This is a genomic window from Kitasatospora sp. NPDC023385 (genome assembly GCF_055664045.1).
In genome coordinates, this window is the sequence record NZ_JBVOOL010000004.1 from 220,506 (window position 1) to 246,753 (window position 26,248).

Consider the following 26,248-nt stretch of genomic DNA (forward strand, 5'->3'; position numbering starts at 1 on the left):
ATGAGCAACGAACAAAAGCTTCTCCAGTACCTCAAGCGGGTCACGGCCGACCTCGACGACGCCAACCGGCGCCTGCGGGACACCGAGGACCGCAGCCACGAGCCGATCGCGATCGTCGGCATCGGCTGCCGCTTCCCCGGCGGTGTGCGCTCGGCCGAGCAGATGTGGGACATGCTGGCGGCGGGGACCGACACCCTGGTGCCGTTCCCCGAGGACCGCGGCTGGGACCTCGCCGCCCTCTACGACGCCGACCCGGACAAGGCCGGCACCAGCTACGTCCGCGAGGGCGGATTCCTCGACGGGGCAGCCGACTTCGACCCCGCGTTCTTCGGCATCAGCCCCCGTGAGGCGCGGGCCATGGACCCGCAGCAGCGGGTGATGCTCGAAGTCGCCTGGGAGACCCTCGAAGGCGCGGGCCTCGACCCGACGGCCCTGCGCGAGAGCCGCACCGGCGTGTTCATGGGCACCAATGGCCAGGACTACGGCTCCCTGTTCGGCGGGCAGCCCCCCGAGAACGGGCTGGAGGGCTACATCGGCACCGGCAACGCCGCGAGCGTCCTGTCCGGCCGCCTCTCCTACGTGCTCGGCCTCGAAGGGCCCGCCGTCACGGTCGACACCGCCTGCTCCGCCTCCCTGGTCTCCCTGCACCTGGCCGCCGAGGCACTGCGCCGGGGCGAGTGCAGCCTGGCGCTGGCCGGCGGCGTCACGGTGATGTCCACTCCGCGCGTCTTCGTCGAGTTCAGCCGCCAGCGCGGGCTCGCCTCGGACGGCCGCTGCAAGCCCTTCGCGGCCGCCGCGGACGGCACCGGCTGGGGCGAGGGCGCGGGCCTGCTCCTGCTGGAGCGGCTCTCCGACGCCAAGCGCAACGGACACCGGGTGCTGGCCGTCATCCGCGGCTCCGCCGTCAACCAGGACGGCGCCTCCAACGGTCTGACCGCCCCCAACGGCCCCGCGCAGCAGCGCGTCATCCGCCAGGCCCTCGCCAACGCGCGGCTGACCGCCGACCAGATCGACGCGGTCGAGGCCCACGGCACCGGCACCAGGCTCGGCGACCCGATCGAGGCGCAGGCGCTGCTCGCCACCTACGGCCGCGGGCGGTCCGAGGAGCGGCCGCTGTGGCTGGGCTCGGTGAAGTCCAACATCGGGCACACCCAGGCCGCGGCGGGTGTGGCCGGCGTGATCAAGATGGTCCTGGCGATGCGCAACGGCCTGCTGCCGCGGACGCTGCACGTCGACGAGCCGACCCCGCACGTGGACTGGTCGGCCGGTGCGGTCCAGCTGTTGGCCGAGGCCAACCCGTGGCCGAGCACCGACGCGCCGCGCCGGGCCGGCATCTCCGCCTTCGGCGTCAGCGGCACCAACGCCCACCTGATCCTCGAACAGGCCCCGCTTGACGAGGAGTCGAGCGAGCCGGCCGAGCCGACCGGGCCCGCCGGGCCCCGGCCGTCGGTGGTGCCGTGGATCCTCTCCGCGAAGACACCCGAGGCCCTGCGCGCGCGGGCGGAGCAACTGCGCGCCCACGCGGAGGCCAACCCCGAGCTGGCCGTCGCGGACATCGCCCACTCGCTCACCCTGGCACCGCTGTTCGAGCAGCGGGCCGCCGTCACCGCGACCACGCGCGAAGAGCTCCTGGCGGGGCTGGCCGCCCTCCCGGACCGCGCGACTGCGGTGTCCGGCAAGACGGCGTTCCTGTTCACTGGTCAGGGTTCCCAGCGGTTGGGGATGGGCCGGGAGTTGTGCGACGTGTTCCCGGTGTTCGCGGGTGCGTTCGATGCGGTGTGTGCGGAACTGGACAGGCATCTGGACGGTTCGGTCCGGGATGTGGTGTTCGGCACCGATGCCGGGCTGTTGAACCGGACGGTGTGGGCGCAGGCGGGGTTGTTCGCGTTGGAGGTGGCGCTGTTCCGTTTGGTGGAGTCGTGGGGTGTTCGCCCGGACGTCCTGCTGGGTCACTCGATCGGTGAGGTGGCGGCGGCGCATGTGGCGGGGGTGTTCTCGTTGGAGGACGCTGCCGCGTTGGTGGCGGCGCGGGGGCGACTGATGCAGGCGCTGCCTGCGGGTGGCGCGATGCTCGCGGTGGCTGTGACGCCCGAGGCTGCGGCAGAACTCCTGGCCGGCTGTGAGGGCCTGGTCGATGTCGCGGCCGTCAACGGCCCCCGGTCGGTGGTGCTTTCGGGCGCCGCGGAGGCGATCGAGAAGATCGAGCAGGACGCAGTGGCAGCCGGTCACCGGGTCAAGCGCCTGTCGGTGAGCCACGCCTTCCATTCGCCGCTGATGGAGCCGATGCTGGCCGAGTTCGGTGCAGTGGTCAGCCGTCTGGCGGCCGGTGAGCCCCGGATCCCGGTGGTCTCCAACGTGACCGGCGCGCTCGCTACCGCGGAGGAGTTGACGTCCCCGGACTACTGGGTGCGGCATGTCCGCCAGGCGGTGCTGTTCCACAACGGTGTGCGCACCGCAGCGGAGCTGGGCGTGACCCGTTTCGTGGAACTCGGCCCGGACGGCGTCCTGACCGCCCTGGCACAGGACTGCCTCACCGACACCGACGCCAACACCGACGTCCACGCCTTCACCCCCCTCCTGCGCCGCGACCGTGAGGAGTCCCTCGCGGCGATGTCCGCGCTCGGCGAGCTCTTCACCCACGGAGTCGTCCCCGACTGGCGGGCGGTGTTCTCCGGCCGCCGCGTCGACCTTCCGACGTACCCGTTCCAGCGCCAGCGCTACTGGACGACCGTCGACCGCGTGGGCGACGTCGCCTCCGCGGGCGTGCTCCCGGTCGGACACCCGCTGCTCGGCGCGATGGTGGTGCTGGCGGACGACGACCAGGTCCTGTTCACCGGGCGGCTGTCGGTGAGCACCCACCCCTGGCTGGCGGACCACGCCATCGCCGGCACCGTCTTCGTGCCCGGAACCGCCTACGTGGAGCTGGCCGTTCGCGCCGGTGACCAGGTGGGCTGCGACCGCATCGACGAGCTCACCATCGAGGCCCCGCTCGTCCTGCCCGAGCAGGACTCCGTCCAGCTCCAGGTCAGCGTCGGCCGCCCCGACGCGCAGGGGTCTCGCCCGCTCAGCTTCCACTCCCGCCGCGGGGACGAGCCCTGGGCCCGGCACGCGACCGGCCGCTTGGGCCTCGCCACGCCCACCCGCCCCACCGGAACCACCGGGACGACCGCCACCACCGCCACCACCGTCTGGCCCCCGCAGGACGCGGAGGAGGTGTCGATCGAGGGACTCTACCCGCACCTGGCCGAGGCCGGCTTCGGCTACGGCCCGGCCTTCCGGGGGCTGCGCGCGGTGTGGCGGCGCGGCCAGGAGGTGTTCGCGGAGGTCGAGCTGCCTCAGGAGCAGGATGCCGGCCGTTTCGCCCTGCACCCGGCGCTGCTCGACTCGGCCCTGCACGCCGTGGGACTGGGCGAGTTCGTCACCGACAACAGGCCCAGCCTTCCGTTCTCCTGGTCCGGAGTCACCCTCCACGCGACCGGTGCGTCGGCTCTGCGGGTCCGGCTGTCCCCGGCGGGCCCCGACGCCGTCGCCCTGGACGTCGCGGACGGGACGGGCGCGCCCGTCGCCACCGTCGAGGAGCTGGCGCTGCGCCCGGTGGCCGGGCAGCAGCAGCGGCAGCGGAGCGACTCGCTGTTCCGCGTCGACTGGGCGGCCCAGCCGCTCCCCGACGCCGCCGAGTCGGTGCAGTGCCGGGTCGGTTCGGTCGAGGAGCTGCTGGCCCTCGACCCGGTGCCGGCCACCGTCCTGGTGTCCTGCGACCGGGTGGACGCGGCGGCGGGCGGGCTCGTCGCCGACGTCCACGGCACGACCCACGGCGCCCTCGCCCTCCTGCACGCCTGGCTGGCCGACTCCCGCCACCAGTCCTCCCAGCTGGTCTTCGTCACCCGCGCCGCCCTGGCCGTCCGCCCCGGCGAGCAGGTGAACGGCCTGGAGCAGGCGCCGGTCTGGGGCCTCGTCCGGTCGGCCCAGGCCGAGAACCCCGGCTGCTTCCGCCTCGTCGACCTGGACGGCGACGCCGCCTCCGAGGCCGCCCTGGCGGCCGCCCTGACCCTCGACGAGCCCCAGCTGGCGCTGCGCGGCGGCCAGGTGCTCGCCCCCCGACTGGCCCGGGCGACGGGCGCGCCGGACCAGGCGTCCCCCTGGGACGGTGACGGCACCGTCCTGATCACCGGTGGCACCGGCGGGCTCGGCGGCCTGCTGGCCCGCCACCTGGCCCGGGAGCACGGGGTCCGGCAGCTGCTGCTGACCAGCCGCCGCGGGCCGGCCGCCGAGGGCTCCGCCGAACTCGTCCAGGAGCTCGCGGCCCTCGGCGCCTCGGCCCGGGTCGTGTCCTGCGACGTCACCGACCGTACGGCGCTGGCCGAGCTGCTGGACGGCATCCCGGCCGAGCAGCCCCTGGTGGGCGTGGTCCACACGGCGGGCGTGCTGGACGACGGGGTGATCGGCTCGCTCACCCCGGAGCGGGTCGACACGGTGCTGCGCCCGAAGGCGGACGCCGCCTGGCACCTGCACGAGCTCACCAAGGACCGCGGGCTCGCCGCCTTCGTCCTGTTCTCCTCCGCCTCCGGCGTCTTCGGCGCCCCCGGCCAGGGCAGCTACTCCGCGGGCAACGTCTTCCTGGACGCCCTCGCCCAGTACCGCCGCGGCCTCGGCCTGCCCGCCACCTCGCTGGCCTGGGGCCTGTGGGCCGAGGGCAGTGGCATGGGCGGCCGGCTCGCGAGCGGCGACCGGGAGCGGATCACCGGATCCGGCCTCGCCGCGCTCTCCGCGACGGAGGGCCTGCGGCTGTTCGACCTGGCGCTGGGCACGGACGAGGCGCTGCTGGTGCCGACGCCCCTCGACCTCCGGTCACCGGGCGGCCCGGTGGCGGTGCCCGCGCTGCTGCGCGGCCTGGTGCGGGTTCCCCTCCGCCGTACCGCCGCCGCTTCGGTGGCCGCGGCGAACCGTACCGACTGGTCGGAGCGGACCCTGCTGGACCTGGTGCACACCCAGGTGGCCGCGGTCCTCGGCCACGCCGCGGCGGACGCGGTGGCCGTCGACCGGGCCTTCACGGAGCTCGGTTTCGACTCGCTCACCGCGGTCGAGCTGCGCAACCGCCTCACCACCGAGACCGGCCTGCGCCTGCCCGCCACCCTGATCTTCGACCACCCCAGTCCGGCGGCCCTGGTCCGGCACCTGTGCGCCGAACTCGTGGGGGAGCCCGGCCTGGACGCCGCGGCCGAGCAGCCCGCCGTCCCCGCCGTCCCGGGCGGCTCGGCCGACGACGACCCGATCGCAGTCGTCGGCATGGCCTGCCGCTACCCGGGCGGGGTGCGCTCGCCCGAGGACCTCTGGGACCTGGTGGCGGCCGGCCGCGACGGCATCGGCGCCTTCCCCGAGGACCGTGGCTGGGACCTGGCGGCCCTGTTCGGCGAGGCTCGGTTCGACCAGGACCTGCACGCTCCGGGCCGCTCGTACGTCCGGGAGGGCGGCTTCCTCCACGAGGCGGGCGAGTTCGACGCGGGCTTCTTCGGGATCTCGCCGCGTGAGGCGCTGGCCATGGACCCGCAGCAGCGGCTGCTGCTGGAGACCGCCTGGGAGACCTTCGAGCGGGCCGGGGTGGACCCGTCCTCCGTCCGGGGCAGCAGCACCGGCGTCTTCGCCGGCGTCATGTACCACGACTACGCGAGCGGGCTCGGCGAGGTGCCCGAGGGCGTGGACGGCTACCTCAGCACCGGCAATGCGGGCAGCGTGCTGTCCGGCCGGATCTCCTACGCCCTCGGCCTGGAGGGCCCGGCCGTCACGGTCGACACCGCCTGCTCCTCCTCCCTGGTCACCGTGCACCTCGCGGCACAGGCCCTGCGCCAGGGCGAGTGCTCGCTGGCGCTCGCCGGAGGTGTGACCGTCATGGCGACGCCCACCACCTTCGTGGAGTTCTCCCTCCAGCGCGGGCTGGCCTCGGACGGCCGCTGCAAGTCCTTCGCCGCCGCGGCGGACGGCACCGGCTGGGGCGAGGGCGTCGGCCTGCTGCTCCTGGAGCGGCTCTCCGACGCGCGGCGCAACGGCCACCGGGTGCTGGCCGTGATCCGCGGCTCGGCCGTCAACCAGGACGGTGCGTCCAACGGTCTGACGGCGCCCAACGGCCCCGCCCAGCAGCGGGTGATCCGCCAGGCCCTCGCGCAGGCGAGGCTGACCTCCGACCAGATCGACCTGGTCGAGGCGCACGGCACCGGGACCAAGCTGGGAGACCCGATCGAGGCGCAGGCGCTGCTCGCCACTTACGGCCGGGAGCGCCCGGAGGGCCGGCCGCTGTGGCTGGGCTCCCTCAAGTCGAACATCGGGCACACCCAGGCCGCGGCCGGCGTCGGCGGCATCATCAAGTCGGTGATGGCCATCCGGGGCGGCCTGATGCCCAGGACCCTGCACGTCGACGAGCCGAGCCCGCACATCGACTGGTCCGCGGGCGCGGTGTCGCTGCTGACCGAGGCCCGGCCCTGGCCGGAGACCTCGAGGCCCCGCCGGGCCGCGGTGTCCTCCTTCGGGATCAGCGGCACCAACGCCCACGTCATCGTGGAGCAGGCGCCCGAGGGCCCGGCGGCCGAGCCGGCTGCCGGGCCGGTGGCCCAGGCCCCGGTGATGGTCGACCCGGTGCTGCCCTGGATCCTCTCCGCGAAGTCCGCCGGGGCGCTGCGCGCCCAGGCCCGCGAGCTTGCCGCCCACCTGGAGGCACACCCCGAGCGGTCCGCCGCGGACGTCGGACTGTCCCTGGCGACGGCCCGCACCGCCTTCGAGCACCGGGCCGCCGTGGTGGCGGCCGACCGGGACGGATTCCGCCACGGCCTGGCCGCGCTGGTCGCCTCGGAGCCCGTCGAGCACGTCGTCACGGGGAGCGCGCGTACGGCTGCCAAGCCGGTGTTCGTGTTCCCGGGGCAGGGGTCTCAGTGGGTCGGGATGGCGGTGGAGTTGGCGCGGGTGTCGCCGGTGTTCGCGGCGCGGTTGGCGGAGTGCGGGGAGGCGTTGTCGGGGTTCGTGGACTGGTCGCTCGATGAGGTGCTGGCTGATGAGGCGGCGCTGGCGCGGGTGGATGTGGTGCAGCCCGTGTTGTGGGCGGTGATGGTGTCGCTGGCTTCGTTGTGGCGCTCGTTCGGTGTGGTGCCGGCTGCGGTGGTGGGTCATTCGCAGGGGGAGATCGCGGCTGCGTGTGTGTCCGGGGCGTTGAGTCTGGTGGACGGGGCGCGGGTGGTGGCGTTGCGGTCTCGGGCGCTGTTGGCGTTGTCGGGGCGTGGCGGGATGGTGGCGGTGCCGGTGGGCCGGGCCGAGGCTGAGGCGCTGTTGGTGGACGGGTTGTCGGTGGCGGCGGTGAACGGGCCGCGTTCGGTGGTGGTCTCGGGTGCGGTGGGGCCGTTGGAGGAGTTGTTGGCGCGGGTGGAGGGTGCGCGTCGGGTTCCGGTGGACTACGCGTCGCATTCGGCGCAGGTGGAGGGGCTTGAGGGGGAGTTGTTGGAGGTGTTGGCGGGTCTTCGGCCGGTGGCGGCGGAGGTGCCGTTCCTGTCGACGGTGACGGGTGAGTGGTTGGAGGGGGGTGAGCTGGATGCGGGGTACTGGTACCGCAATCTGCGCCAGACCGTGCGTTTCGAGGAGGCCGCCGGTCAACTGGCCGCGCAGGGCCACGTGTTCATCGAGGTCAGCCCCCACCCGGTCCTGGTCCCGGGTCTGGACGCCCCGGCCCTCGGCACCCTGCGACGCCAGGACGGCGGCGCACAGCGCTTCACGACCGCGCTCGCGGAGGCGTTCGTCCACGGCGTCGACGTGGACTGGAGCCTGGTGTACCCGGGTGCTGCGCAGGTGGACCTGCCGACCTACGCCTTCCAGCGGGAGCGCTACTGGCTGGAGTCCGGCACCGGCACGGGCGATGTCGCCTCGGCCGGCGTGCAGGCCGTCGGCCACCCGCTGCTCGGCGCGGCGGTCGCTCTCGCGGGCTCGGAGGGCACCGTCCTCACCGGCCGCCTGTCGCTGCGTTCGCACCGCTGGCTGGCCGACCACGCCGTGAACGGCGTCGTGCTGCTGCCCGGCACCGCCTTCGTCGAACTGGCGCTCCAGGCAGGTGAACAGGCCGGCTGCGAGCGGGTCGAGGAACTCACCCTGGAAGCCCCCCTCGTACTGCCCGCCTCCGGTGCGGTGCAGCTGCAACTGGCGCTCGACCCGGCCGACGCCCGCGGCCGGCGCGCACTCGCCGTGTACGCGCGCGGCGCGGACGAACCCGGGCAGCCCTGGGTCCGGCACGCCTCCGGTGTCCTCTCGGACGCCGGGGCGCCCGCACCGGCCGTACGGGAGGTCTGGCCGCCGGAGCACGCCGAGAGCATCGCGCTCGACGGGTTCTACCAGGGCCTGGCCGACGCCGGCCTCGCCTACGGTCCCGCTTTCCAGGGCCTGCGGGCGGCCTGGCGGCGTGGGGCGGAGGTGTTCGCGGAGGTCCGGCTGGACCAGGAGCAGCAGGCGGGCCGGTTCGGCCTGCACCCGGCGCTGCTCGACGCCGCCCTGCACGCCGTCGGTCTCGGCTCCTTCCTCGACGGGGGCGGGATCCGCCTCCCCTTCTCCTGGAACGGGGTCACGCTGCACACCGCGGGCGCCTCGACCCTGCGGGTCAGGATCGCCCCGGCCGGCGCGGACACGGTCGCGCTGACCGTCCACGACGGGACGGGCGCCCTGGTCGCCGAGGTCGACTCGCTGCTGCTGCGCCCGCTGGCCAAGGACCGGCTCGCTGCCCGGGACGCCCTGTTCCGCGTCGAGTGGAAGCAGGTGAACCCGTCGAAGGAGGGGGGTTGGTCCGGGTCGGTGGAGTTGGTGGAGGTGGATACCTCTGGGGGTGTGCGGGCTGCGGTGCACGGGGTGTTGGCCTTGGTGCAGGGGGTGTTGGCCGGGGATGACGCTTCGCGTCGGTTGGTGTTCGTGACGCGTGGTGCGGTGTCGGGTTCGGCCGGGGACGGGTTGGTGGATCCGGCGGCTGCGGCGGTGTGGGGTCTGGTGCGGTCGGCGCAGTCGGAGCATCCGGGTCGGTTCGTGCTGGTGGATGTGGATGGTTCGCCGGAGTCGTCGGCGCTGTTGGGCGTTGTGGCGGTGGGGGTGGAGTCGCAGGTCGCGGTGCGTGCGGGTGTGGTGTCGGTGCCTCGGCTGGTGCGTGCGGGGCTGGACTCGTCGGGCGGTGGTGTGGGGTTCGCGCCTGGTGGGACGGTGTTGGTCACGGGTGGTCTTGGGGTGTTGGGCCGGTTGGTGGCCCGGCACTTGGTGGAGGTTCACGGGGTCCGTCATCTGGTGTTGACGGGTCGTCGTGGCCTGGCGTCGGAGGGTGCTGCGGAGTTCGTGGCGGAGTTGGCCGGGTTGGGTGCGTCGGCGTGTGTGGTGGCGTGTGATGCGGCGGACCGTGCGGCGTTGGCGGAGCTGTTGGACGGTGTCCCGGCCGGTCGGCCGTTGACTGCGGTGGTCCATGCGGCGGGTGTGTTGGACGACGGTGTGGTGGAGTCGTTGACGCCTGCGCGGGTGGACGGGGTGTTGCGTCCGAAGGTGGATGCGGTGGTGAACCTGCATGAGTTGACGGCGGGTCTGGGGTTGTCGGCGTTCGTGGTGTTCTCGTCGGCGTCGGGGGTCCTGGGGGCTCCTGGGCAGGGGAGTTACGCGGCGGCGAACGCGTTCCTGGACGCGTTCGCGCAGTACCGTCGTGGTCTTGGTCTGCCCGCCACGTCGTTGGCGTGGGGTCTGTGGGCTGAGCGCAGTGGGATGACGGCGGGTCTGGGTGCGGTGGAGGTGGGGCGGATCTCGCGGGGCGGGATGCTGCCGCTGTCCACGCAGGAGGGTCTTGCGCTCTTCGACGCCGGCCTCACCCACGACCACCCCGTGCTGGTGCCCGCCCGGATCGACCTTCCCGCCCTGCGGGCCCAGGCCCGTGAGGAGGGGCTGCCGCCCCTGCTCCACGACCTGGTGCCCGTGGCGCCGAAGCGCGGCTCCCGGGTCGCCCCGCCCGCCGCGGACCTGACCGACCCGCTCGCCCTGGTCCGCGCCCAGGCGGCCGCGGTCCTCGGGTATGCCGATCCCGACCAGGTCGACCCCGACCGGAAGTTCCTGGAGATGGGCTTCGACTCGCTGACCTCGGTCCGCCTGCGGAACCGGCTGAACACGGCGGCCGGACTGACGCTCAGTGCCATGGCGGTCTTCGACCACCCGACGCCCCGGCTGCTCGCCGACCACCTCCGGGGCGAACTGCCCGGGCCGGCGGCGCCGGTGGTGGCGGAGCCCGCCGGCACCATCGGCCTGCTCTACCGGCAGGCCTGCGCCGACGGCAAGGTGAAGGAGGCGACCGACCTGCTGATGGTGGCCTCGCAGCTGCGGCCGTCCTTCGCGGCCGCGTCGGTGGCCGACACCCGGCGACTGCTGGAACCGGTCCGCCTCGCGGCGGGCCCCGCGGACGGCCCCGCCGCAGTGACGCTGTTCTGCCTGCCCTCGCTGACGGCGATGTCCAGCCCGCACCAGTACGCCCGCTTCGCCGCCGGGTTCGGACCGCGGCGCGCGGTCTCCGCACTGCCCCTGCCCGGCTACCTCCAGGGCGAGGAACTGCCGGACAGCGCCGAGGCGATCGTCGAACTCGTCGCCCGGTCGGTGCTGCACGGCGCCGACGGCGCACCGTTCGCCCTGGTCGGCTACTCCTCCGGCGGCTGGGCGGCGCACGACGTCGCCGCCCGGCTGGAACGGCTCGGCAGCCCGGCCGCGGCACTGGTCCTGCTCGACACCTTCCTGCCGGGCGAGGCCGCCGATCCCGCCTTCCGCACCGACATGGTCAAGGCCATGTTCGACCGGGAGGAGGAGTACGGCTGGACCACGGACGCCCGACTCACCGCGATGGGCGGCTACTTCCGGCACTTCCACGGCTGGACGCCCGACGGGATCGCGACCCCGACCCTGCTGGTGCGGGCCGAACAGCCGCTCGGCGACCGCCGGGCCTCCTGGCCACTGCGGCACACCGCGGTGGACGTCGACGGAGACCACTTCACCATGCTGGAGGCCGCCGCCGGCACCGCCGCCGACGCGGTGGACGACTGGCTGCGGACCGTGCAGCCGGAGCACAGCACCGAGGGAAAGACGACCCAGCAGTGAGCATACGTACCGCATCCGACCCGACCCCCCGTCAGGGCCTCGGCCCCGACGTCCGGAAGGCCGCCACGGTGGTCATCCTGGGATCGACCATGTCCTTCCTGGACTCGACGATCGTCAACGTCGCCCTCAAGGCCCTGGCATCCGGCCTCGACGCCTCGCTCGACACCATCCAGTGGGTGGTGACGGCCTACCTCCTCGCGGTCGCCGCGGCGATCCCGGTCTCCGGCTGGGCGGCGCGCCGTTATGGAGCCCAGCGCACCTACGTGGCCGCGGTGGTCGTCTTCACGGTCGCCTCCCTCCTGTGCGCGGCCGCCCAGACCCCCGGGCAACTGATCGCCCTCCGGGTGCTCCAGGGCCTCGGCGGCGGCCTGATCATGCCCGTCGGGCAGATCATCCTCGCGAGGGCCGCCGGACCGGTGAACCTCCCGCGCGTGATGGCGGTCGTCGGCGTGCCCATCGTGCTCGCACCCGTCTTCGGGCCGTTCGCGGGCGGGCTCCTGCTGCACTACGCGGACTGGCGCTGGATCTTCCTCGTCAACCTGCCGGTGGGAGCCGTCGCCGTGCTCTGCGCCCTGCGACTGCTGCGCCCCGACGGACCGCAGGACCCGACCCCGCTCGACCCGCTCGGGCTCCTGGCCGTCTCCGGCAGCATGGTCGCCCTGACCTACGGGTTCGGGGAGATCGGCCGGCACATCTCGGCCGTCCCGCTGCTGGTGCTCGCCGCCGGAGTCGTGCTGCTGGCGCTGTTCATCGTCAGGACCCTCCGTACGGCGCACCCGCTCTTCGACATCAGACTCCACCGCGATGCCGTGTTCCGGTCGGCCTCGCTCACCACGGTCTTCCTGTCCATGGGCATGTACGCGGGCATGGTGCTGATGCCGCTGTACTTCCAGAGCGTGCGCGGCGCCGACCCGGTCACCACCGGGGCGCTGCTGCTGCCGTCGAGCATCGGCGCCGCCGCGGCCACCTGGCTGTCCGGGCGGGTCGTCGAACGGCTCGGCGGCGGGCGCACCGCCTTCCTCGGGGCGGCGCTGAGCCTCGCCGCGGCCGTGCCGTTCGTCCTGGTCGGGGCGGACACGCCGTACGCGGTGATCGGCACCGCCATGCTGCTCTCCGGCTTCGGAGCCGGACTGTCCGTGATGCCGGCCATGACCTCGGCCTTCCGGGCCGTCGACCCGCGCAGGATCAGCGATGCCTCGCCGCAGATCAACATGCTGCAGCGGCTCGGGGGATCGATCGCGACGGCCGTGTTCGTGGCCGTCCTGCAGAACGGCCTGGACGAGGCGGGAGACAACGCCGACAGCCGGATGTCGGCGTTCACCGTCACCTTCTGGTGGTCGCTGGCCGCGGCGGCACTCGCCGCGCTGACCGCCCTGACCCTGGCCCTCGCCCAGCGGCGCGCGGCCACCCGCCAGAAGGCCGGGGCCTGACATGACACTCACCGTGCCGGGCCGCGTCGACGAGCGGCAGGACGAACTCTGCGAACTCGACCGGTCCCTCATCCGGATGATCCGGCGCCGCGCCGAGCTGGTCGGTGAGATCGAGGCGCTCCGCCGGGACGCCGGCCTGCCCCGCACCGAACTCGCCCGGGAGAGCCGGATGTTGAACGAGTACCAGAGCGGCCTCGGCCGACCGGGCGTCCAACTCGCCCTGCTGCTGCTCGAACTCGCCCGCCACCGGCCGTAGCCGGACACCCGGAGCCGCATCCGGACTGCCCGGAGCCGCAACCGGACGAAGCAGCGCAGTCGTCCGAGCCAGATGAGAACCACCTGATGGGACACACCACATGACCGAGATCTCGGCCATCCATTGGCCGCCGTCGCTCCGGCCTCGGCGGACACCGACTGGCCGCGAGCTGTAGGACGCGTACTCAGGCGGCCGGGGGTCAGCTGGTGAGGGTGGGAGCGGAAGGGATCGCCCTCGTCCCACCGCACAGAGGACCGCGGGGAGGGGCCGTGCGGTGGGAGAGTGGTCAGCGGCGCAGGAGGCCGAGCCGTTGGGCAGACCGGGACGCGACCCGCACCGGCGGCGGGGGCGGCCGTCGACTGTCTCCTCCCGTTCGACCCGGATCAGCCCTTCGGTCAGCAGCCGGTCCAGGCTGCTGTAGAGGGTGCCGGCGCCCAGCTGCATCCGGCCGTCGGAGATCGCCGCGACCTCCTCGCCGAGCGCGTAGCCGTGGCGTGGACGGTCCGCGAGGGCTGTCAGCAGGAGAAAGGTGGGCCCTGCAGGGAGCGTTTCTTCGTCTTGGCCACCACCATGATCCGCAGTCATCCGAGCCCCGGCGCCCGCTGCGGGACGTCCTGGTGGTGGGCCGAGCGTGCTTGTCCGTGACCTCGTCTACGGTCTTCCCATGCGTGATCAGCTGTCGTCGCAACTGGAGGGAACCGCGATGGACGGGGCAGGAGACGTTCGGGCGGCCTGGGCACGGTTCGCCGCGTGGCTCGAACGCTACGACCCCGGGGTCGTAGCCGTCCTCGGCAAGCCGGGGGACTCGGAGGACATCGGCCGAGCCGAGTTGCGTATGGGTCTGGAGCTGCCGACGGAGCTGCGGCAGTGGCTCCTCGCGCACGACCCGGACGCCGGGGGGCGGGCCGAGCCCCGCGAGACCCTGGTGCAGCGGGGCTGCGACGTGCCCGTTCCCGGCGGTCATCTCCTGCTCGGCCTGGGAGACATCGAGCGGGTCTACCTCCACCGGCTGGCCGTGGAGCAGATGGAACCCTCCGACGATCCCGACTGCCCGTCCTGGCGCCCGGAGTGGGTGCCGATTGCCGCGGATCGCGACGGCCTCTACGGGGTGTTCCTGGACGGGGCCAACGGGACGGTCGGCACGTGGGCCGAGTACAGCCTGCCCGACGAAGGCGTCTACGCCTCGTTGTCCACCTTCTTCCAGCAGGCGGCGGACGAGCTGGAAGGAGCCACCACCGGGAACTGGCGCGGCCCCGGCGCGCCTGCGCGGCCCCTCAAGCGCGACGAGCCCCGCCCGGGGGGCGAGGCGGCACGCCGCTGAGGCCCGCACCCGGGGCATGGTCGTGAACGACCGCGGGCGGATTTCCCTGACCACCCACTCGGTAGACCGAGTCGAGCGGCGTGGGCCCGCCCCGGGCAGGCTGGCTTGCCCACCCCGGTTGGCTTGCCCACCCCGGCTGACGGCCGCCACCCCGGCCGACGAGGGCGCCAGGACCGCACCGGCGGGCCCCGAACGTCGGGGCCCTTGTCGGCCGTGGCGACATCGATCCTGGCGAAGGGGACTCTCGGACCGGCTACCAGCCCTGACCGATCTGGCTGCGGGCTCCCAAGGCCGTGCTGCCGGTGCCCGGGTAGAAGTAGAGGCCGCCGGTGGAGCCGGTGGGCGCCTGGACGGCGTCGACGTCGCCCCTGCCGTCGCCGTTGAAGTCGGCGCCGACGAGTTGGCGCATGCTGTTCCAGCCGGTGCCGATCCGGACGCGGTTGCCCAGGGTGCTCGTTCCGTTGATGGAGCCGGAGCCCGGGTAGGCCCACAGCACGCCGTCGCGGTCGACCGCGACGAGGTCGGCCTTGCCGTCGGCATTCAGGTCGCCGGGGCTGGTGAGTTCGGTCATGGTGTCCCAGCCGGCGCCGATCTGGCTGCGACTGCCGAGTGTCGAGGTGCCGTTGAGTGTTCCGTTGCCGGGGTAGACCCACAGGGCACCGCTCCGGTCGATGGCCAGCACGTCCGGTTTGCCGTCGTTGTCGGCGTCCAGGACGGTGACCTCCCGCATGCCGTTCCAGCCGGAGCCGATCTGCGTCCGGGCACCGAGTGTGCTCATCCCTGCGGCGGTGCCGCTGCCGGGGTAGACGTACAGGTTCCCGGTGCCGGTGTCGACGGTGAGCAGGTCGGCCTTGCCGTCGCCGGTGAGGTCGCCGGCCGCGAGCATGCCCATGGAGCCCCAGCCGGCGCCGATCTGGATGCGGTCACCGAAGGTGCCGTTGCCGTTGCCCGGGTAGAGCCACAGTTTCCCGGTGGCGGCCTCGGCGCCCACGAGGTCGTTCCTGCCGTCGCCGGTGAAGTCGGCGGAGGTCAGGTTGACCATGCCCGCGGGGGCGGGCTGACCGGGCCAGGTGGTGTGGACGACGATGCGGTTGGAGTCGTTCTCGTTGGCCATCCAGAGCTCGTCGCTGCCGGGCCAGTAGGAGAGGTTCTCGATGTTGACGCCGGTACGGGTGATGAGGCGCACCGGCTCGCCGAGGTAGGCATGGTAGAGGCAGCTCGGGATGTTGGTGCCGCCGTGCGAGGCGTCCACGAACTCCGGGCACGGGCCCGCCATGACGAAACGTCCGTTGTTCATGGCGACGCCCTGCACGCCGCCCATCGGGGAGGCGAAGGCGTCCGACGCCTGGACCCGGCCCGAGGCGTCGGCCTTCAGGTTGCCGGTGACGGGGTCGATGGGCCAACGGACGATCGGCGCACTCGCCCTGCCGAAGTCCCCTTCCACCTTGTAGGGGTCGCCTTCCGAGGTGACCAGGGCGGGCTGGGAGCCCGTGAGGTCGAGCGAGGCCGAGGTGAGGCAGGGGCGCTGGGGAACACCCGCGTAGGCGCCGCAGTCGCCGGGCGAGCCCGCCCCGGTGTAGGTGTAGCGCCCCACGCGCGGGAGGGCGAAGGCGTGGCCGGCCGCGTGTGTCCTGCCGTTCGCGTCGACACCGACCGCGGTGTCGGAGGTGTCGTCCATCTGCCAGATGTCGTTCAGGTCGAAGACGTCGAGGCTGTCGCCCCGGCTCGCGACGTACAGCCGGGTGCCCGACCAGACGACGGAGTTGGCGTGACCGCCGAGCGCCGTGAAGGTGGCGCTGTCATCGGAGAGGCCGACGAGCAGGGCGTGCTTGTACGTCACATGGGCCGGGTCGGTGACATTGGCGAAGGTGATCCGCTCCGCACTGTCGGAGGGCCCGTGCCAGCTGGCGATGAGCACCTTGCGGCCGTTCACCAGGGTCTGCGCCTGGGGTGATTCGCCGGAGCCGGTGAGGCCCTGCGGAACCCAGGACGAGGTGTCGTCGTCCTCGCCGGACCAACAGAAGCCCTGGGCGCCGGTGATGTGGGAGGGGTGGCACAGGGCGCGGGCCGAGGTGCCGGTGGTGGCGAGGACGCCGTTGATCCCGGTGCGCTTGAGGGAGGGGTGGGCGGACTCGAAGGTGGCGGCTCGGGCCGCCTCCCGGCCGTTGTCCCACTGGAAGCCCAGCCCGTCGGTGCCGATCCGCGTGACCGTGTTGTAGGTCGCGACGGCCCCGTCGGGGACGGTGGTCACCGTGGTGGCGGCGGAGGCCGGGCCGCTCGCGGCTCCCACGGTCAGCGAGAGGAGTGCTGCGGCAACTGCGGCGGCACCTCGGATTCGTGGCTTGCTGCGAGGCGGAGTGGTCATGGTGGATCATCCTCCCACCGTGCCTGGAATGTGTCACGGCCCGGAGGTTCGTCCTGCGGAACGCGGCGCAGGGCCGTCCGTGCATCGATGATGCCGTAACGACCCTGGACGCTTAGGGCGAGTTGACGCTACATCAGGTGCGCCATTGAGGCGTTGGGTAGAGGCTCCTGGCGCGACTGCCTCGAAGCCGTCCGCCGTACGGCTTCAGCGGCGCTCGAACGCCGCCTCGCCCTGGCTGGGGGTACCGCACTGCGACCGCTGCGGTGACCGGTTCCACCGGCAGGTGAACCTCGCCAAGAGCGGAAAGAAGGGCCAGTCCGTCGAGGGCGAGCGGGTCACCGCCGCGATCGCCGGTTCATGGTGGAGTCCGAGATCGCGGAACGGATCGCGGCGCGACGCCCGGAACTGGACGACCGAAGAGCCCACGGCGGGCGGGGGCCGGGGAGAGCGTGGCGAGACCACGAACCGAGCGCGTCGGGGAGTGGGTCCGCGTCGAGCAGGTCAAACGCCGAGGAGCGGCGCCGACGCGCCAGCCCGGCAGTGGTAACTCACCTGCCAGGCTAGCGCGTTGGCGCCGTGCTGGTGGTGCCGTGGTGCTGTCAGGTGCGCCAGGTCGGGCTGGTGATGATCGCCTTCAGTGCGTCCACGTCGAGTGCGGGGTCGCCGGGCTTGAAGGTGAAGCCGTCCTCGCCGTTCCACTCCGAGACGCGCACCTGGCTGCCGTCCGGGTAGTACACCGCGGCCGTCCAGTGCAGGATCTGGTCCGTCGCGGTCTTGCCGTTGCCGAAGCGGTTGGTGACGACCAGGGTGCCGTCGGCCCGCTTCTCCCGGGCCTCCAGTGGGGTCGTGGTGTCGTGCGCCATGCTCTTCAGCTCGTCCCGGCCGCGCTGGGACGCGGGTTCCACGCCCACCATCAGCATGCTGCTGCGGCCGTCGACCGTCGCCGTGAGCACGGCCCGCTTGGCGTCCTGGCCGGAGACCTTGGCGCCGGCCGGCAGCAACGGGGCCAGCTTGGCGAGCAGGTCCTCCCCCGACGGGCCCTGGGGGGCGGTGGGCTCCGCAGCGCCTGCGGGCTTGAGTGCGCCCGGGACCGGCGCGAGCGAGGCGAAGACCCGGTCCCACTGCGGGGCGGTGACCAGGCTGGTCAGCTGGTCGCCCGTCAGCGGCGGGTTCGGCCGGCTCGCCACCGCCGGCTGCCCGTTGTGCTCGATGACCATCACCCTGCGGCCGTCCGGGCCGGCCCAGGTGGCCCGCCACTCGCGCTTGGCCGCGTCGTAGGCGTCCCGAAGCTTGTCGACGACCAGGACGGAGCCGTCCGGGCGGACGGTGCGGTCGCAGGAGTCCTGCGGCGTACTGAACGCGTCCATGCAGACCGCGCCCGTGTCGGGCCGCTGGTCCGTCCGTTCCGCGGAGACCTCGAGGATGCTGTCCCCCGCCCCGTCGTCGAACCAGAGCGTGGCACCGGTCCGGTGCTGGCCGCGGTCGCCCGCGCCTCCGGCGGTGATCACGCGCACCTTGCCCTGCGGGAGCAGTCCGGAGATCAGCCCGACGACCTCCTCGGTCGACATCTTCGGCAGGTCCGGCGCGGGCGGGCCGGCCGGGCCGACGGCGCCGAACGGCCCGCGGCCGGCGGCCGCGAAGCCGCCCGCCCCGGCCAGGACCAGGACCGCCAGGGCCCCGGCGACGCCGGCGCGACGGCGGCGGCGTCGACGGCGCCCGCGCTGCTCGGCGCTCGCCGCGAGGTCGGGCTGAGCGGGGCCGGGCGCCAGCTCGGCGGCGCCGCGCAGGGCGCGGGCGAAGTCGTCCGCGAAGTCGTCCGTGAATCCGTCGTCAGTGGGCATGGCGCAGCACCGCCTTCTCGGAGGAGGGGTCCGTTCCGGTCACGCCGCTCGCGCCTGTCGCTCCGGTCGGGTCAGTGGGTCGGCGCACGGCCGCATCGATGTTGTCGCCCAGTACGGCGCGCATCCTGACCAGCGCCCGCCTGCTGCGCGTGCGGACGGCGCTGGAGCTCAGGCGCAGGACGGTCGCCGTCTCCTCCACGCTGCGGTCCTCCCAGAACCGGAGCACCAGCACGGCGCGGTCCTGCGTCGGGAGCTCGGCCAGGGCGCGCAGCAGCGTCAGCCTGAGCGCCGGGTCCGGGTCGTCCACGCCGATCTCGGGGAACTCGTCGGTGACGCGCTCGGAGGCGCTGCGCTTGCGGCGGTACGAGAGGAAGGTGTTGACCAGGACGGTCTGCGCGTAGCCGCTCGGGTTGTCCAGGCGGGATATCTTCCGCCACTTGACGAAGATCCGGCCGAGCGCCTCCTGGACGAGGTCCTCTGCGAGGTGGGCGTCACCGCCGGTGAGGAGGAAGGCGGTCCGCAGCAGGTGGCGTCCGCGGGAGGCGACGAAGTCGGGGAACTCCGGCCACGGTGGTTCGGCCGGGGTGTCCGGACTCGGTGATTGATCCATGTCTTGGTAACGCGGTGGCCCTGGCTCCGTGTGACAGCTTGATCGTCAGATGGTCGCATGGACGGGATCGGCGGGATCAGCGGGATCGGCGGGATGGCCGGGCGCGGCGAGGCCGGGCAGGGCTGCACGGACGGCGGTGGCGATCCTCAGCCGTGGCGGACACGGCGGTGGGAGTCGGCCGGCTCCGGCGGCGGGCCGGTTCCCGGGCCCCGGGAGAACACCCCCACCCCCGCCGAGCAGCCCGCCGGCGCGCGGTGTTCTGCCAGCGGCAGAACACCGGCCGGGCCGGGCTCGACGATCGCTACAGTCCAGTCCCATGACGGCGATCACGACGCGTACGGTCGAGTACCCGGCGGACGGTTTGACGATGATCGGGCACCTCGCGCTCCCGGCCGGTATCGACCGCCGGCCCGCGGTGCTGCTCGGACCGGAGGGCATGGGGCTCAGCGACGTCGAGCGCCGCCGGGCCGATGCTCTCGCCGAGCTGGGATACGTAGCGCTGGCCTTCGACCTTCACGGCGGGCGCTATTTGGGCGACCCCGAGGAGATGCTGGCCCGTTGCCTGCCGCTGCTCGCTGATCCCGACCGGATGCGGGGCATCGGGCATGCGGCGCTCGACGTGTTGCGCACCGAACCGCGGACCGACCCCGACCGGATCGCCGCCGTCGGCTACGGCACCGGGGGCGCCGTCGGGCTGGAACTCGGGCGCGACGGCGTCAACCTGCGCGCGATCGGGACAGTCAACGCACTGACCACGGGCCGACCGGGCGAGGCAGCGCGCATTGGCTGCCCGGTGTGGGCCGGAGTCGGGTCGGAAGACGCGATCATGCCGCCCGCGCAACGGAACGCGTTCACCGCCGAGATGCAGGCCGCGGGCGTCGACTGGCGCCTCACGGTCTACGGCGGCGCCTTGCACGCCTTCCACCACCCACCGGTCGACCACCCCGTGGTCCCCGGCGTCGGCTACCACCCACAGCACGCGCAGCGAGCCTGGCGCGACGTCGTCGACCTGCTCGCCGAGTGCCTGCCCGTGACAGAGGATCTGGGGACATGACCTAGGCAAACGGCCTGGCGCCAGGCCTGATCCGCGTCATGCACTGACAGCCCCCTCCCCTCAAGTCCGCGCAGCGGAACCACATTCGAGCGGCCGACGGCGACCAGCTGCGCGAGCTCACACGGCTCGTCGACGCAGGAGAGATCCGTCCCGTCGTCGACCGCGTCATCTCTTTCGACCAGACCCGCGAGGTGATGGAGCACGCCGAGAAGGGCCGCGCCAAAGCCGGAAAGGTCGTCGTCGCGATGGCGTGAGAGCCTCCACCACGCAACGGCGCACCTCGGCAACCAGAGGATCCGCCCCTCACCTCACACAGGAACAGTCGTGAGGAGTGCGGCCGCGGGGAGGGATGAGCGTCCGATGCCGCCTTTGCGCAGGGTGGGCAGGATCACGGTGCGGTCGGGGACGGTGCGGTCGGGGATGCGGTTGGCGACGAACTGGAGCCCGGCTGAGCGGAACGCTCACGAGCATGCGGTGCAAGTTGGCCTTGCCGACCACGGATCCACTGAAAGCGGCTGACTGCGACTCCCCACGGACGGCCAGTAGTGGGGAGGTACCTGGCCCCCCGGTCACTCAGTGTTGATAGAACGGATGGTCGCCTCGTGTAGGTGGGCGTCGATCAGGGCGTTGGTGGCTTCCGGCTGTTCGATGTGCGGAAGATGGCCCGCCTCGGGGATGACCTGGAGCGCGCCGTTGGCGAAGGCGTCGGCGTACGCCGCGCCGTACGCGGGCGTGACGATGCGGTCGCTCTCCCCCCAGAGCAGGAGGGCCGGCACCTGCACACGTCCGAGCCGCCGCAGGAGTTTCGGGTCGTGCATGTAAGGGGCGCCCGCGAGGGTGCGCATGGTGGCCATGTTGGCTTGTCGGCGGGCGAGTTCGTCGGCGGGGATGCCGGCGGGGTCGAGGTGGTAGCGGTCCGGGTCGTGCCAGGAGTGCTCCGCCACGCCGCGTGCGTCGAGGGCGAAGAAGTCGGTGATCGGTTCCGCTTCGACGTTCACGCCGACGGCGTCGATCAGGATGAGGCCGGTGATGATTCCCGTGGTGTCGCGTACGGCCATCTCGGCGGCGATCCAGCCGCCGAGCGAGGAGCCGACGACGAGGACGTCGTGCAGCCGGCGGTCGTGCAGGAGGTGGAGGTAGGCGAGGGCGAGGTCGTCGATGCCGGTGAGCCATTCGGGCCGGTGGGTGCCGTCCCAGCCGGGGTGCACGGGCGTGATGGCGTGTGCGGTACGGGAGATGTGGCGGGCGAGGCCGGCGACCGTGGCCGGACCCCCTCCGCCGTGCAGGAGCAGGACGGGCCTGCCGACTCCGGCTTCGGACACGGTGAGGGGCAGGTCTGAGTACACGGCTGCCGTGTGGTCGGTGAGCATGCCTCCACATTAACTAAGTATCCTTATATAAGCTAGCTTGGTCATGTCGTAGACTCGATCCATGAACGGTGAGCTGCAAGAACTCGGCAGAGCGGTCAAGCAGGCCCAGTACCGGCAACACCGAGCGCTCGACAGTGCGCTCTCGACCGTCGGCACCACGCTGGCCCAGTGGGATGCCCTGCGCGCGATCGGCCGCACACCCGGGGCATCGGCCCGCGAGTTGGCTGCGGCGACGTTCCAGACCGAGCAAGCCTTCGGAACGCTCGTCGGCCGCCTGACGACCCAGGGCCTGGTCGAGCGTCGACCGGGACACGGCCGGCGCATCGAGCACCATCTCACTGCTGCCGGTGAGCAGGTCCTGGTGGCCGGCCACAAGGTCGCCGACGAGATTCTCGCTGCCTGCTTCTCCACCTTGCCCGCAGCGGACCGTGCGACCCTGCTCGACCTGCTCCGGCGTCTCAACGCGGCACAAGCCGGGTAGAAGCGACCGCCGCGCCCACCTCGTACCACTCGCAACCGGCCGCGCTGGAGAGCTCCGTCCGTCCGTTGCCACGCGCCGAGGGCCCAGCTGCGCCGCGGTCTCCTCGGCGCCGACTCCGAGGCGGTGGCGTTCGACGAACGCCCGCAGCCGGTGCTGCCCGTCGCCTTGGCGTGGCGTACGGGAGCTCGGCGGCGGGCCGGTACACCTCGGCGCCGGTCGCCAGCTCCGGCGCGGGACGAGGCCGGAAACGGGCTCGGCGGCTGCCAGGCTGCCAGCAGTGCGGGATATCCCTCAGCCGCCGCAGAGCGCGCGCAGCGGGCCGGTGCGGCCGCGGGTGGGGACGGACCACAGCTCGTGGCCCCGCAGGCCGAAGCTGTGCAGCAGGGCGTTGGCGGCGAGGAAACCCGTGGTGGCGGCCCGCTCTATCAGGGCCGTCGGCAGCGGGCAGCGGATGCCGTCAGCACCAGGCGCGGGTGGGACGTGCGCACGCCGGGCCGCCCGCGGTAGCCGTCGACCGCGAAGTGAGGGCAGTCCTCTCGCCAGAGGTGCCGGCTGTCGACGATCCGGGCGGTCGCCAGCTGGGGTGTCCGCCCAGGCGCGCTGGCGTGCCGTCAACGGCGCCCACCTGGTCGCGCTCGTCCGCGCCGGCGCCTGCTTCGAACGCGGCCTGCTCGTCGAGCGTGCCGAGGCCCTCGCAGCCTGATCAGGGGCTGCGAGGGCCGGGCAAGGGGGTTACGCGGTGGTGGGGCTGCTGCTGGTCCCGGCGCGCAGGGCCGCGATGAGCCAGGCGAACACGGGCGCAAGGCTCGGCGGGAGGGGCCAGGCGTTGATCACGGCAACGAGGTGCCAGTAGCGTTCCGCGCGCGGGTCGTTGGCGGTCTCCAGGCGCGTCAGCAACCACTCGCGCAGCTCGCCGTCGTCCGCACGGTTGAAGGCTCGGGCGTAGCGCGCGGTCAGGTCACGGACGACGGGCACGGACTCGGCGGAGGCCGGGGCGATGCCGGAGGCGAGGGCGTCGCCGACCCGGTCGCGGACGGCTTCGGTGAGCTCCTGGTGCAGGCCGGTGGTGTCGCCCTGGGCACGCTCGTTGGCCTGGTGCTCGGCCATCCGTCGCACGGAGGCGCGGAAGGCCGGGTCCTGGGTGAGTTCGGCGAGCTCGACCCAGGCGTCGAGCTGCTCGGGTTCGGGGTCGTCGGGCAGCTCGGGCATGGCCGAACGCATCAGGGCCACGAAGTCGGGGTTGGCTTCGAGATCGCCGAAGGTGTCGTCGATGAAGTCGTTGACGAGGCGTCGGCGTTCGTCGTCGGAGAGTTTCGCGAGCTTGTGCATGAGGTCCATCTCCTTGGGAGTAGAGCCCCGTTTGGCCACCGCCCGCAGCACCGCGCGTCGCAGTCGAAGGGTGCGGATCTGCACCTCCAGTGCGTCGGCGTGTGCCGCCGCGACCTCGGGCACCGAGATCTCCCGGTCCAGCACCTGCCGGATGACGGCAAGTTCCAGGCCCAGGTCGCGAAGAGTGCGCACCAGGTCCAGGCGTGCAAGCGCGGTGATGTCGTAGAGCCGGTAGCCAGCCGGGCTTCGGTCGGCTGACGGCACGATCCCGGTGTCGGAGTAGAACCGTATGGTCTTGACCGTCAGCCCGGTCCTACGGGCCAGAGCCCCGATCGTGAAGAGTCCGTCGCCGTCCATGCCCCCACCCTTGTGTCTCCCCTTACTGGAGACTCAAGTCATCTTCCCTCCACCCACCACCCCACGGGACCGAGACAGCCGCCTCATCCACAGGTCTTGACAATTGCTCGCACGCGAGCGGGGACGGCTCGCAGGCCTGGGGTCCTCCCCGACCGGCTCGGCGCTCGTGCGGGCAGATACGGCGGCGGGCGGTACACCAAGACCGGTGTACCGCCCGCCGCCGTTCGCATGAGATCAGGCCGCCGCCCTGAAACTGGCCTCCAACAGCGGCACTGCCCGAGACACGTCCTCGGCCGATGCGATCCGAACCTCCAGATTCCCGGTGCCCAGATGCCCGACCTTCCGAAGGTCACGGGTCCAGCCCGGCTCCAGCTCCACCGCGGAGGGGTCCACGTTGAGCACCACCACCAGCTCCCGGGCCAGCACTCTGACGCACGGGTAGTTCCGCCGCCGCCGGTAGGCGAGGGCTCGTTCGCCACAAACCGGATCCCCAGCATCGTCTCCATGTGCGCTTCGACCAACGCCTGAAGGTGCCGCTCCAGCTCCATCGCACCACCCTCGACCCTGCGAACCGCACCGCTATTGACCCGGAAGACCTGCGTGGTCGTACACCACGGTGACAGGTGCGTGGTCAGACCAGCGCTCGGCGTGCGTGGCAGGGCGCTCGACGTAGGCCTCAACCGCCTTGGCAGCGATGCCGGGAGTTGTGCAATGCAGGTCGATGCGCCAGCCGGAGTCGTTGTCGAAGGCGCGGCCGCGGTAGGACCACCAGGTGTAGGGGCCGGTGCGGTCGGGGTGGAGGGCGCGGACGACGTCGACGTAGGCGGCTTCGTCGTAGACGCGGGAGAGCCAGGCGCGTTCTTCGGGGAGGAAGCCGGCGGACTTCTGGTTGGCCTTCCAGTTCTTGAGGTCTTCGGGGCGGTGGGCGATGTTCCAGTCGCCGCAGACCACGACTTCGCGGCCGTTGGCGGCGGCGCGGGCGTGCAGGGCGGTGAGGTGGTCGAGGAATTCCGCCATGAAGCGTTCCTTCTCGTCCTGGCGGTCGGTGCCGACCTCGCCGGAGGGGAGGTAGAGGCTGGCGACCGTCAGGCCGGGCAGGTCGATTTCCACGTACCTGCCCGAGGTGTCGAATTCCTCCGACCCGAATCCGATCACGGTGCGCTGCGGCTCCACCCGGGAGAGGATGGCGACGCCGGCGCGGCCCTTGGCGGCGGAGGGGGCCCACACCGCGTGCCAGCCGTCCAGGTCGCGCAGTTCGACGGGCAGTTGCTCGGGTTCGGAGCGCACCTCCTGCAGGCAGACCACGTCCGCCTCGGTGCCGGCCAGCCACTCGACGAAGCCCTTCTTGGCTGCGGCCCGGATTCCGTTCACGTTCACACTCGTCACCACGATCACCCGGGCAGCCTACCGACTGGCCGCACCCGGCCCGAATCGTGACGCGCGGCGGCTCGGGGTGCGGGCCGGATAACGGCAGCGGCTGACACGAGCTGACACGAGCTGACCCGAGCTGACCCGCGCTGACCCGCGCTGACATGGGTTTATGCGAGCCGACGCGAGCTGACGTGAACGCGGCATGAAGAAGTGCGACCGTCGCATCAAGCCGCGGCATTGGTCTTGACCATCTCAGGACAGAGCCCCTAGGGTCACTTACTGCAAGGACCTTTAATAAAGAAGGACGGATAAAGGCTCGCTCTCCCACCTGCCGCAACAGCGGACAGCGGGCCCCGGATCCGCCCTCCTTGTCGCAGGGCGGACAGCACACAGGTGGAGGACGCGGTGGGAACGACTGGACAGCTTTCTGCGGTGCCGGAGCCGAAGTACTGGCACCTGCGCACGGTGCTGCTGCGGGCCATCGACTCGGAGTTCTCCATCGGTCAGGTCCTGCCCAACGAGCGTGAGCTGGCCGCCCGTTTCGGCGTGGCCCGGGCGACGCTGCGGCAGGCGCTCGACCAGCTGGAGCTGGAGGGCCGCCTGGTGCGCCGCCGCGGGATCGGCACGCTGATCGCGGCCCCGCGGGTGGGCGTCCCGGTCAACCGGCAGGAGGAGGGCTGGCCCGGTGTCGGCCGCAGCCAGGCCTGGCGGACGGTCGACTGCACCACCGCCCCGGCCTCCGCGCGGCTGGCGAAGGGCCTCGGCATCGCCGAGGGCGCCACCGTGCACACCGTCCGCCGGGTCCGCCTGGTGGAGGGCCGCGCGATGGCCACCGAGTCGCTGCACGTCCCGGCCGCTGCCCTGCCGCACCTGCCGGGCTTCCGCGCCGAGAGCGACCGTGCCCGTTCGGTGCTGCGCCAGCTGGAGCGGCTGGAGGTGGACGGTGAGTCGCGCTCGGTCGAGCTCGGCGTCGCCGAGGCCGAGGAGGCCGCCCTCCTGGAGCGCCCGCCGGGCTCCCCGGTCCTGGTCATGACCACCCAGTACGCCTCCGCCGGACGCCTGGTGGCGCTCGCCGTCTCCACCTACCGCGCGGACACCTGCAAGCTGACCTTCGGCGAGGCCGGCCTGGTCGAGGTCACCCCGGTCGCCCCGGCGGCCGCGACGGCCGAGGTCCGCACCGCTTCCTGAAACGCCGCCTCCCGGCGCACTGCCCGCTGGCGCACTGCCCGCTGGAGCACCGCTTCTCCCGAACCATTGTCCGGAAACCCTCAGGCCGAGGCCCGGGCGCCCAAGTGGCGTCCGGGCCTTTGCCGTTGACCGCCGCCGGCCGCCGAGCTCG

Annotated in this window: 15 protein-coding genes and 2 pseudogenes; 8 read left to right on the forward strand and 9 right to left on the reverse strand. The window is 72.7% G+C overall.

Annotation, left to right across the window (positions count from 1 at the left end):
• From AC0B61_RS08925 to AC0B61_RS08935, 3 genes are read left to right on the forward strand one after another with little or no spacing between them, the layout of a single operon-like run.
• A complete protein-coding gene (locus AC0B61_RS08925; protein WP_471739933.1) occupies nucleotides 1-11,124 on the forward strand; it encodes a type I polyketide synthase in 11,124 nt (3,707 codons plus the stop codon).
• On the forward strand, nucleotides 11,121-12,554 hold the full coding sequence (locus AC0B61_RS08930; protein ID WP_471739934.1) for a DHA2 family efflux MFS transporter permease subunit: 1,434 nt from the start codon (nucleotides 11,121-11,123) through the stop codon (nucleotides 12,552-12,554). Before AC0B61_RS08925 ends, AC0B61_RS08930 begins: the two co-directional genes overlap by 4 nt.
• A 1-nt stretch (nucleotide 12,555) precedes the next feature.
• Nucleotides 12,556-12,810 carry a chorismate mutase gene (locus AC0B61_RS08935; RefSeq protein WP_471740115.1) on the forward strand — a complete coding sequence of 85 codons (255 nt, stop codon included), beginning with the start codon at nucleotides 12,556-12,558 and terminating at the stop codon, nucleotides 12,808-12,810.
• Nucleotides 12,811-13,149: 339 nt separating this feature from the next.
• Here the strand turns inward: AC0B61_RS08935 and AC0B61_RS08940 are convergent.
• Nucleotides 13,150-13,395: pseudogene (locus AC0B61_RS08940) on the reverse strand (PadR family transcriptional regulator); the annotation flags it as partial.
• 79 nt (nucleotides 13,396-13,474) lie between these two features.
• On the opposite strand from AC0B61_RS08940, the gene AC0B61_RS08945 reads away from it, so the two are divergent.
• Nucleotides 13,475-14,131: an SMI1/KNR4 family protein gene (locus AC0B61_RS08945; protein ID WP_471739935.1), complete on the forward strand. Its 657-nt coding sequence runs from the start codon at nucleotides 13,475-13,477 to the stop codon at nucleotides 14,129-14,131.
• Nucleotides 14,132-14,384: 253 nt separating this feature from the next.
• Here AC0B61_RS08945 and AC0B61_RS08950 read toward each other — a convergent pair whose 3' ends face one another.
• The 3 genes from AC0B61_RS08950 to AC0B61_RS08960 form a co-directional block, all read right to left on the reverse strand.
• Nucleotides 14,385-16,496, reverse strand: a complete 2,112-nt coding sequence (locus AC0B61_RS08950; protein WP_471739936.1) for an FG-GAP repeat domain-containing protein — start codon at nucleotides 16,494-16,496, stop codon at nucleotides 14,385-14,387.
• A 599-nt stretch (nucleotides 16,497-17,095) separates the two neighbouring features.
• Nucleotides 17,096-18,337 carry a hypothetical protein gene (locus AC0B61_RS08955; protein WP_471739937.1) on the reverse strand — a complete coding sequence of 414 codons (1,242 nt, stop codon included), beginning with the start codon at nucleotides 18,335-18,337 and terminating at the stop codon, nucleotides 17,096-17,098.
• On the reverse strand, nucleotides 18,327-18,947 hold the full coding sequence (locus tag AC0B61_RS08960) for a SigE family RNA polymerase sigma factor (RefSeq protein WP_471739938.1): 621 nt from the start codon (nucleotides 18,945-18,947) through the stop codon (nucleotides 18,327-18,329). Before AC0B61_RS08960 ends, AC0B61_RS08955 begins: the two co-directional genes overlap by 11 nt.
• Before the next feature lie 316 nt (nucleotides 18,948-19,263).
• Here AC0B61_RS08960 and AC0B61_RS08965 point away from each other — a divergent pair, with 316 nt between their 5' ends.
• Both AC0B61_RS08965 and AC0B61_RS08970 read left to right on the forward strand, forming a co-directional pair.
• The gene (locus tag AC0B61_RS08965; RefSeq protein WP_471739939.1) at nucleotides 19,264-20,001 is read left to right on the forward strand and encodes a dienelactone hydrolase family protein; all 738 of its coding nucleotides are present in this window, start codon (nucleotides 19,264-19,266) and stop codon (nucleotides 19,999-20,001) included.
• Between the two features lie 83 nt (nucleotides 20,002-20,084).
• On the forward strand, nucleotides 20,085-20,255 hold the full coding sequence (locus AC0B61_RS08970) for a zinc-binding dehydrogenase (RefSeq protein WP_471740106.1): 171 nt from the start codon (nucleotides 20,085-20,087) through the stop codon (nucleotides 20,253-20,255).
• A 315-nt stretch (nucleotides 20,256-20,570) separates the two neighbouring features.
• On the opposite strand, the gene AC0B61_RS08975 is transcribed toward AC0B61_RS08970, so the two are convergent.
• Nucleotides 20,571-21,371, reverse strand: a complete 801-nt coding sequence (locus AC0B61_RS08975) for an alpha/beta fold hydrolase (protein WP_471739940.1) — start codon at nucleotides 21,369-21,371, stop codon at nucleotides 20,571-20,573.
• Nucleotides 21,372-21,432: 61 nt separating this feature from the next.
• Here AC0B61_RS08975 and AC0B61_RS08980 point away from each other — a divergent pair, with 61 nt between their 5' ends.
• Nucleotides 21,433-21,852 (forward strand): MarR family winged helix-turn-helix transcriptional regulator, encoded by a 420-nt coding sequence (locus AC0B61_RS08980; protein ID WP_471739941.1) that lies wholly within the window; start codon nucleotides 21,433-21,435, stop codon nucleotides 21,850-21,852.
• 291 nt (nucleotides 21,853-22,143) lie between these two features.
• Here the strand turns inward: AC0B61_RS08980 and AC0B61_RS08985 are convergent.
• The 4 genes and pseudogenes from AC0B61_RS08985 to AC0B61_RS09000 all read right to left on the reverse strand — a co-directional run.
• A pseudogene (locus AC0B61_RS08985) lies at nucleotides 22,144-22,436 on the reverse strand (isorenieratene synthase); the annotation flags it as partial.
• Nucleotides 22,437-22,584: 148 nt separating this feature from the next.
• Nucleotides 22,585-23,538, reverse strand: a complete 954-nt coding sequence (locus AC0B61_RS08990) for a MerR family transcriptional regulator (protein ID WP_471739942.1) — start codon at nucleotides 23,536-23,538, stop codon at nucleotides 22,585-22,587.
• Between the two features lie 234 nt (nucleotides 23,539-23,772).
• Nucleotides 23,773-23,943 (reverse strand): hypothetical protein, encoded by a 171-nt coding sequence (locus AC0B61_RS08995; RefSeq protein ID WP_471739943.1) that lies wholly within the window; start codon nucleotides 23,941-23,943, stop codon nucleotides 23,773-23,775.
• 174 nt (nucleotides 23,944-24,117) lie between these two features.
• Nucleotides 24,118-24,933: an exodeoxyribonuclease III gene (locus AC0B61_RS09000; protein ID WP_471739944.1), complete on the reverse strand. Its 816-nt coding sequence runs from the start codon at nucleotides 24,931-24,933 to the stop codon at nucleotides 24,118-24,120.
• Nucleotides 24,934-25,314: 381 nt separating this feature from the next.
• Here AC0B61_RS09000 and AC0B61_RS09005 point away from each other — a divergent pair, with 381 nt between their 5' ends.
• Complete coding sequence (locus AC0B61_RS09005) at nucleotides 25,315-26,097, forward strand: GntR family transcriptional regulator (protein ID WP_471739945.1); 783 nt, start codon at nucleotides 25,315-25,317, stop codon at nucleotides 26,095-26,097.
• Nucleotides 26,098-26,248 lie beyond the last annotated feature (151 nt).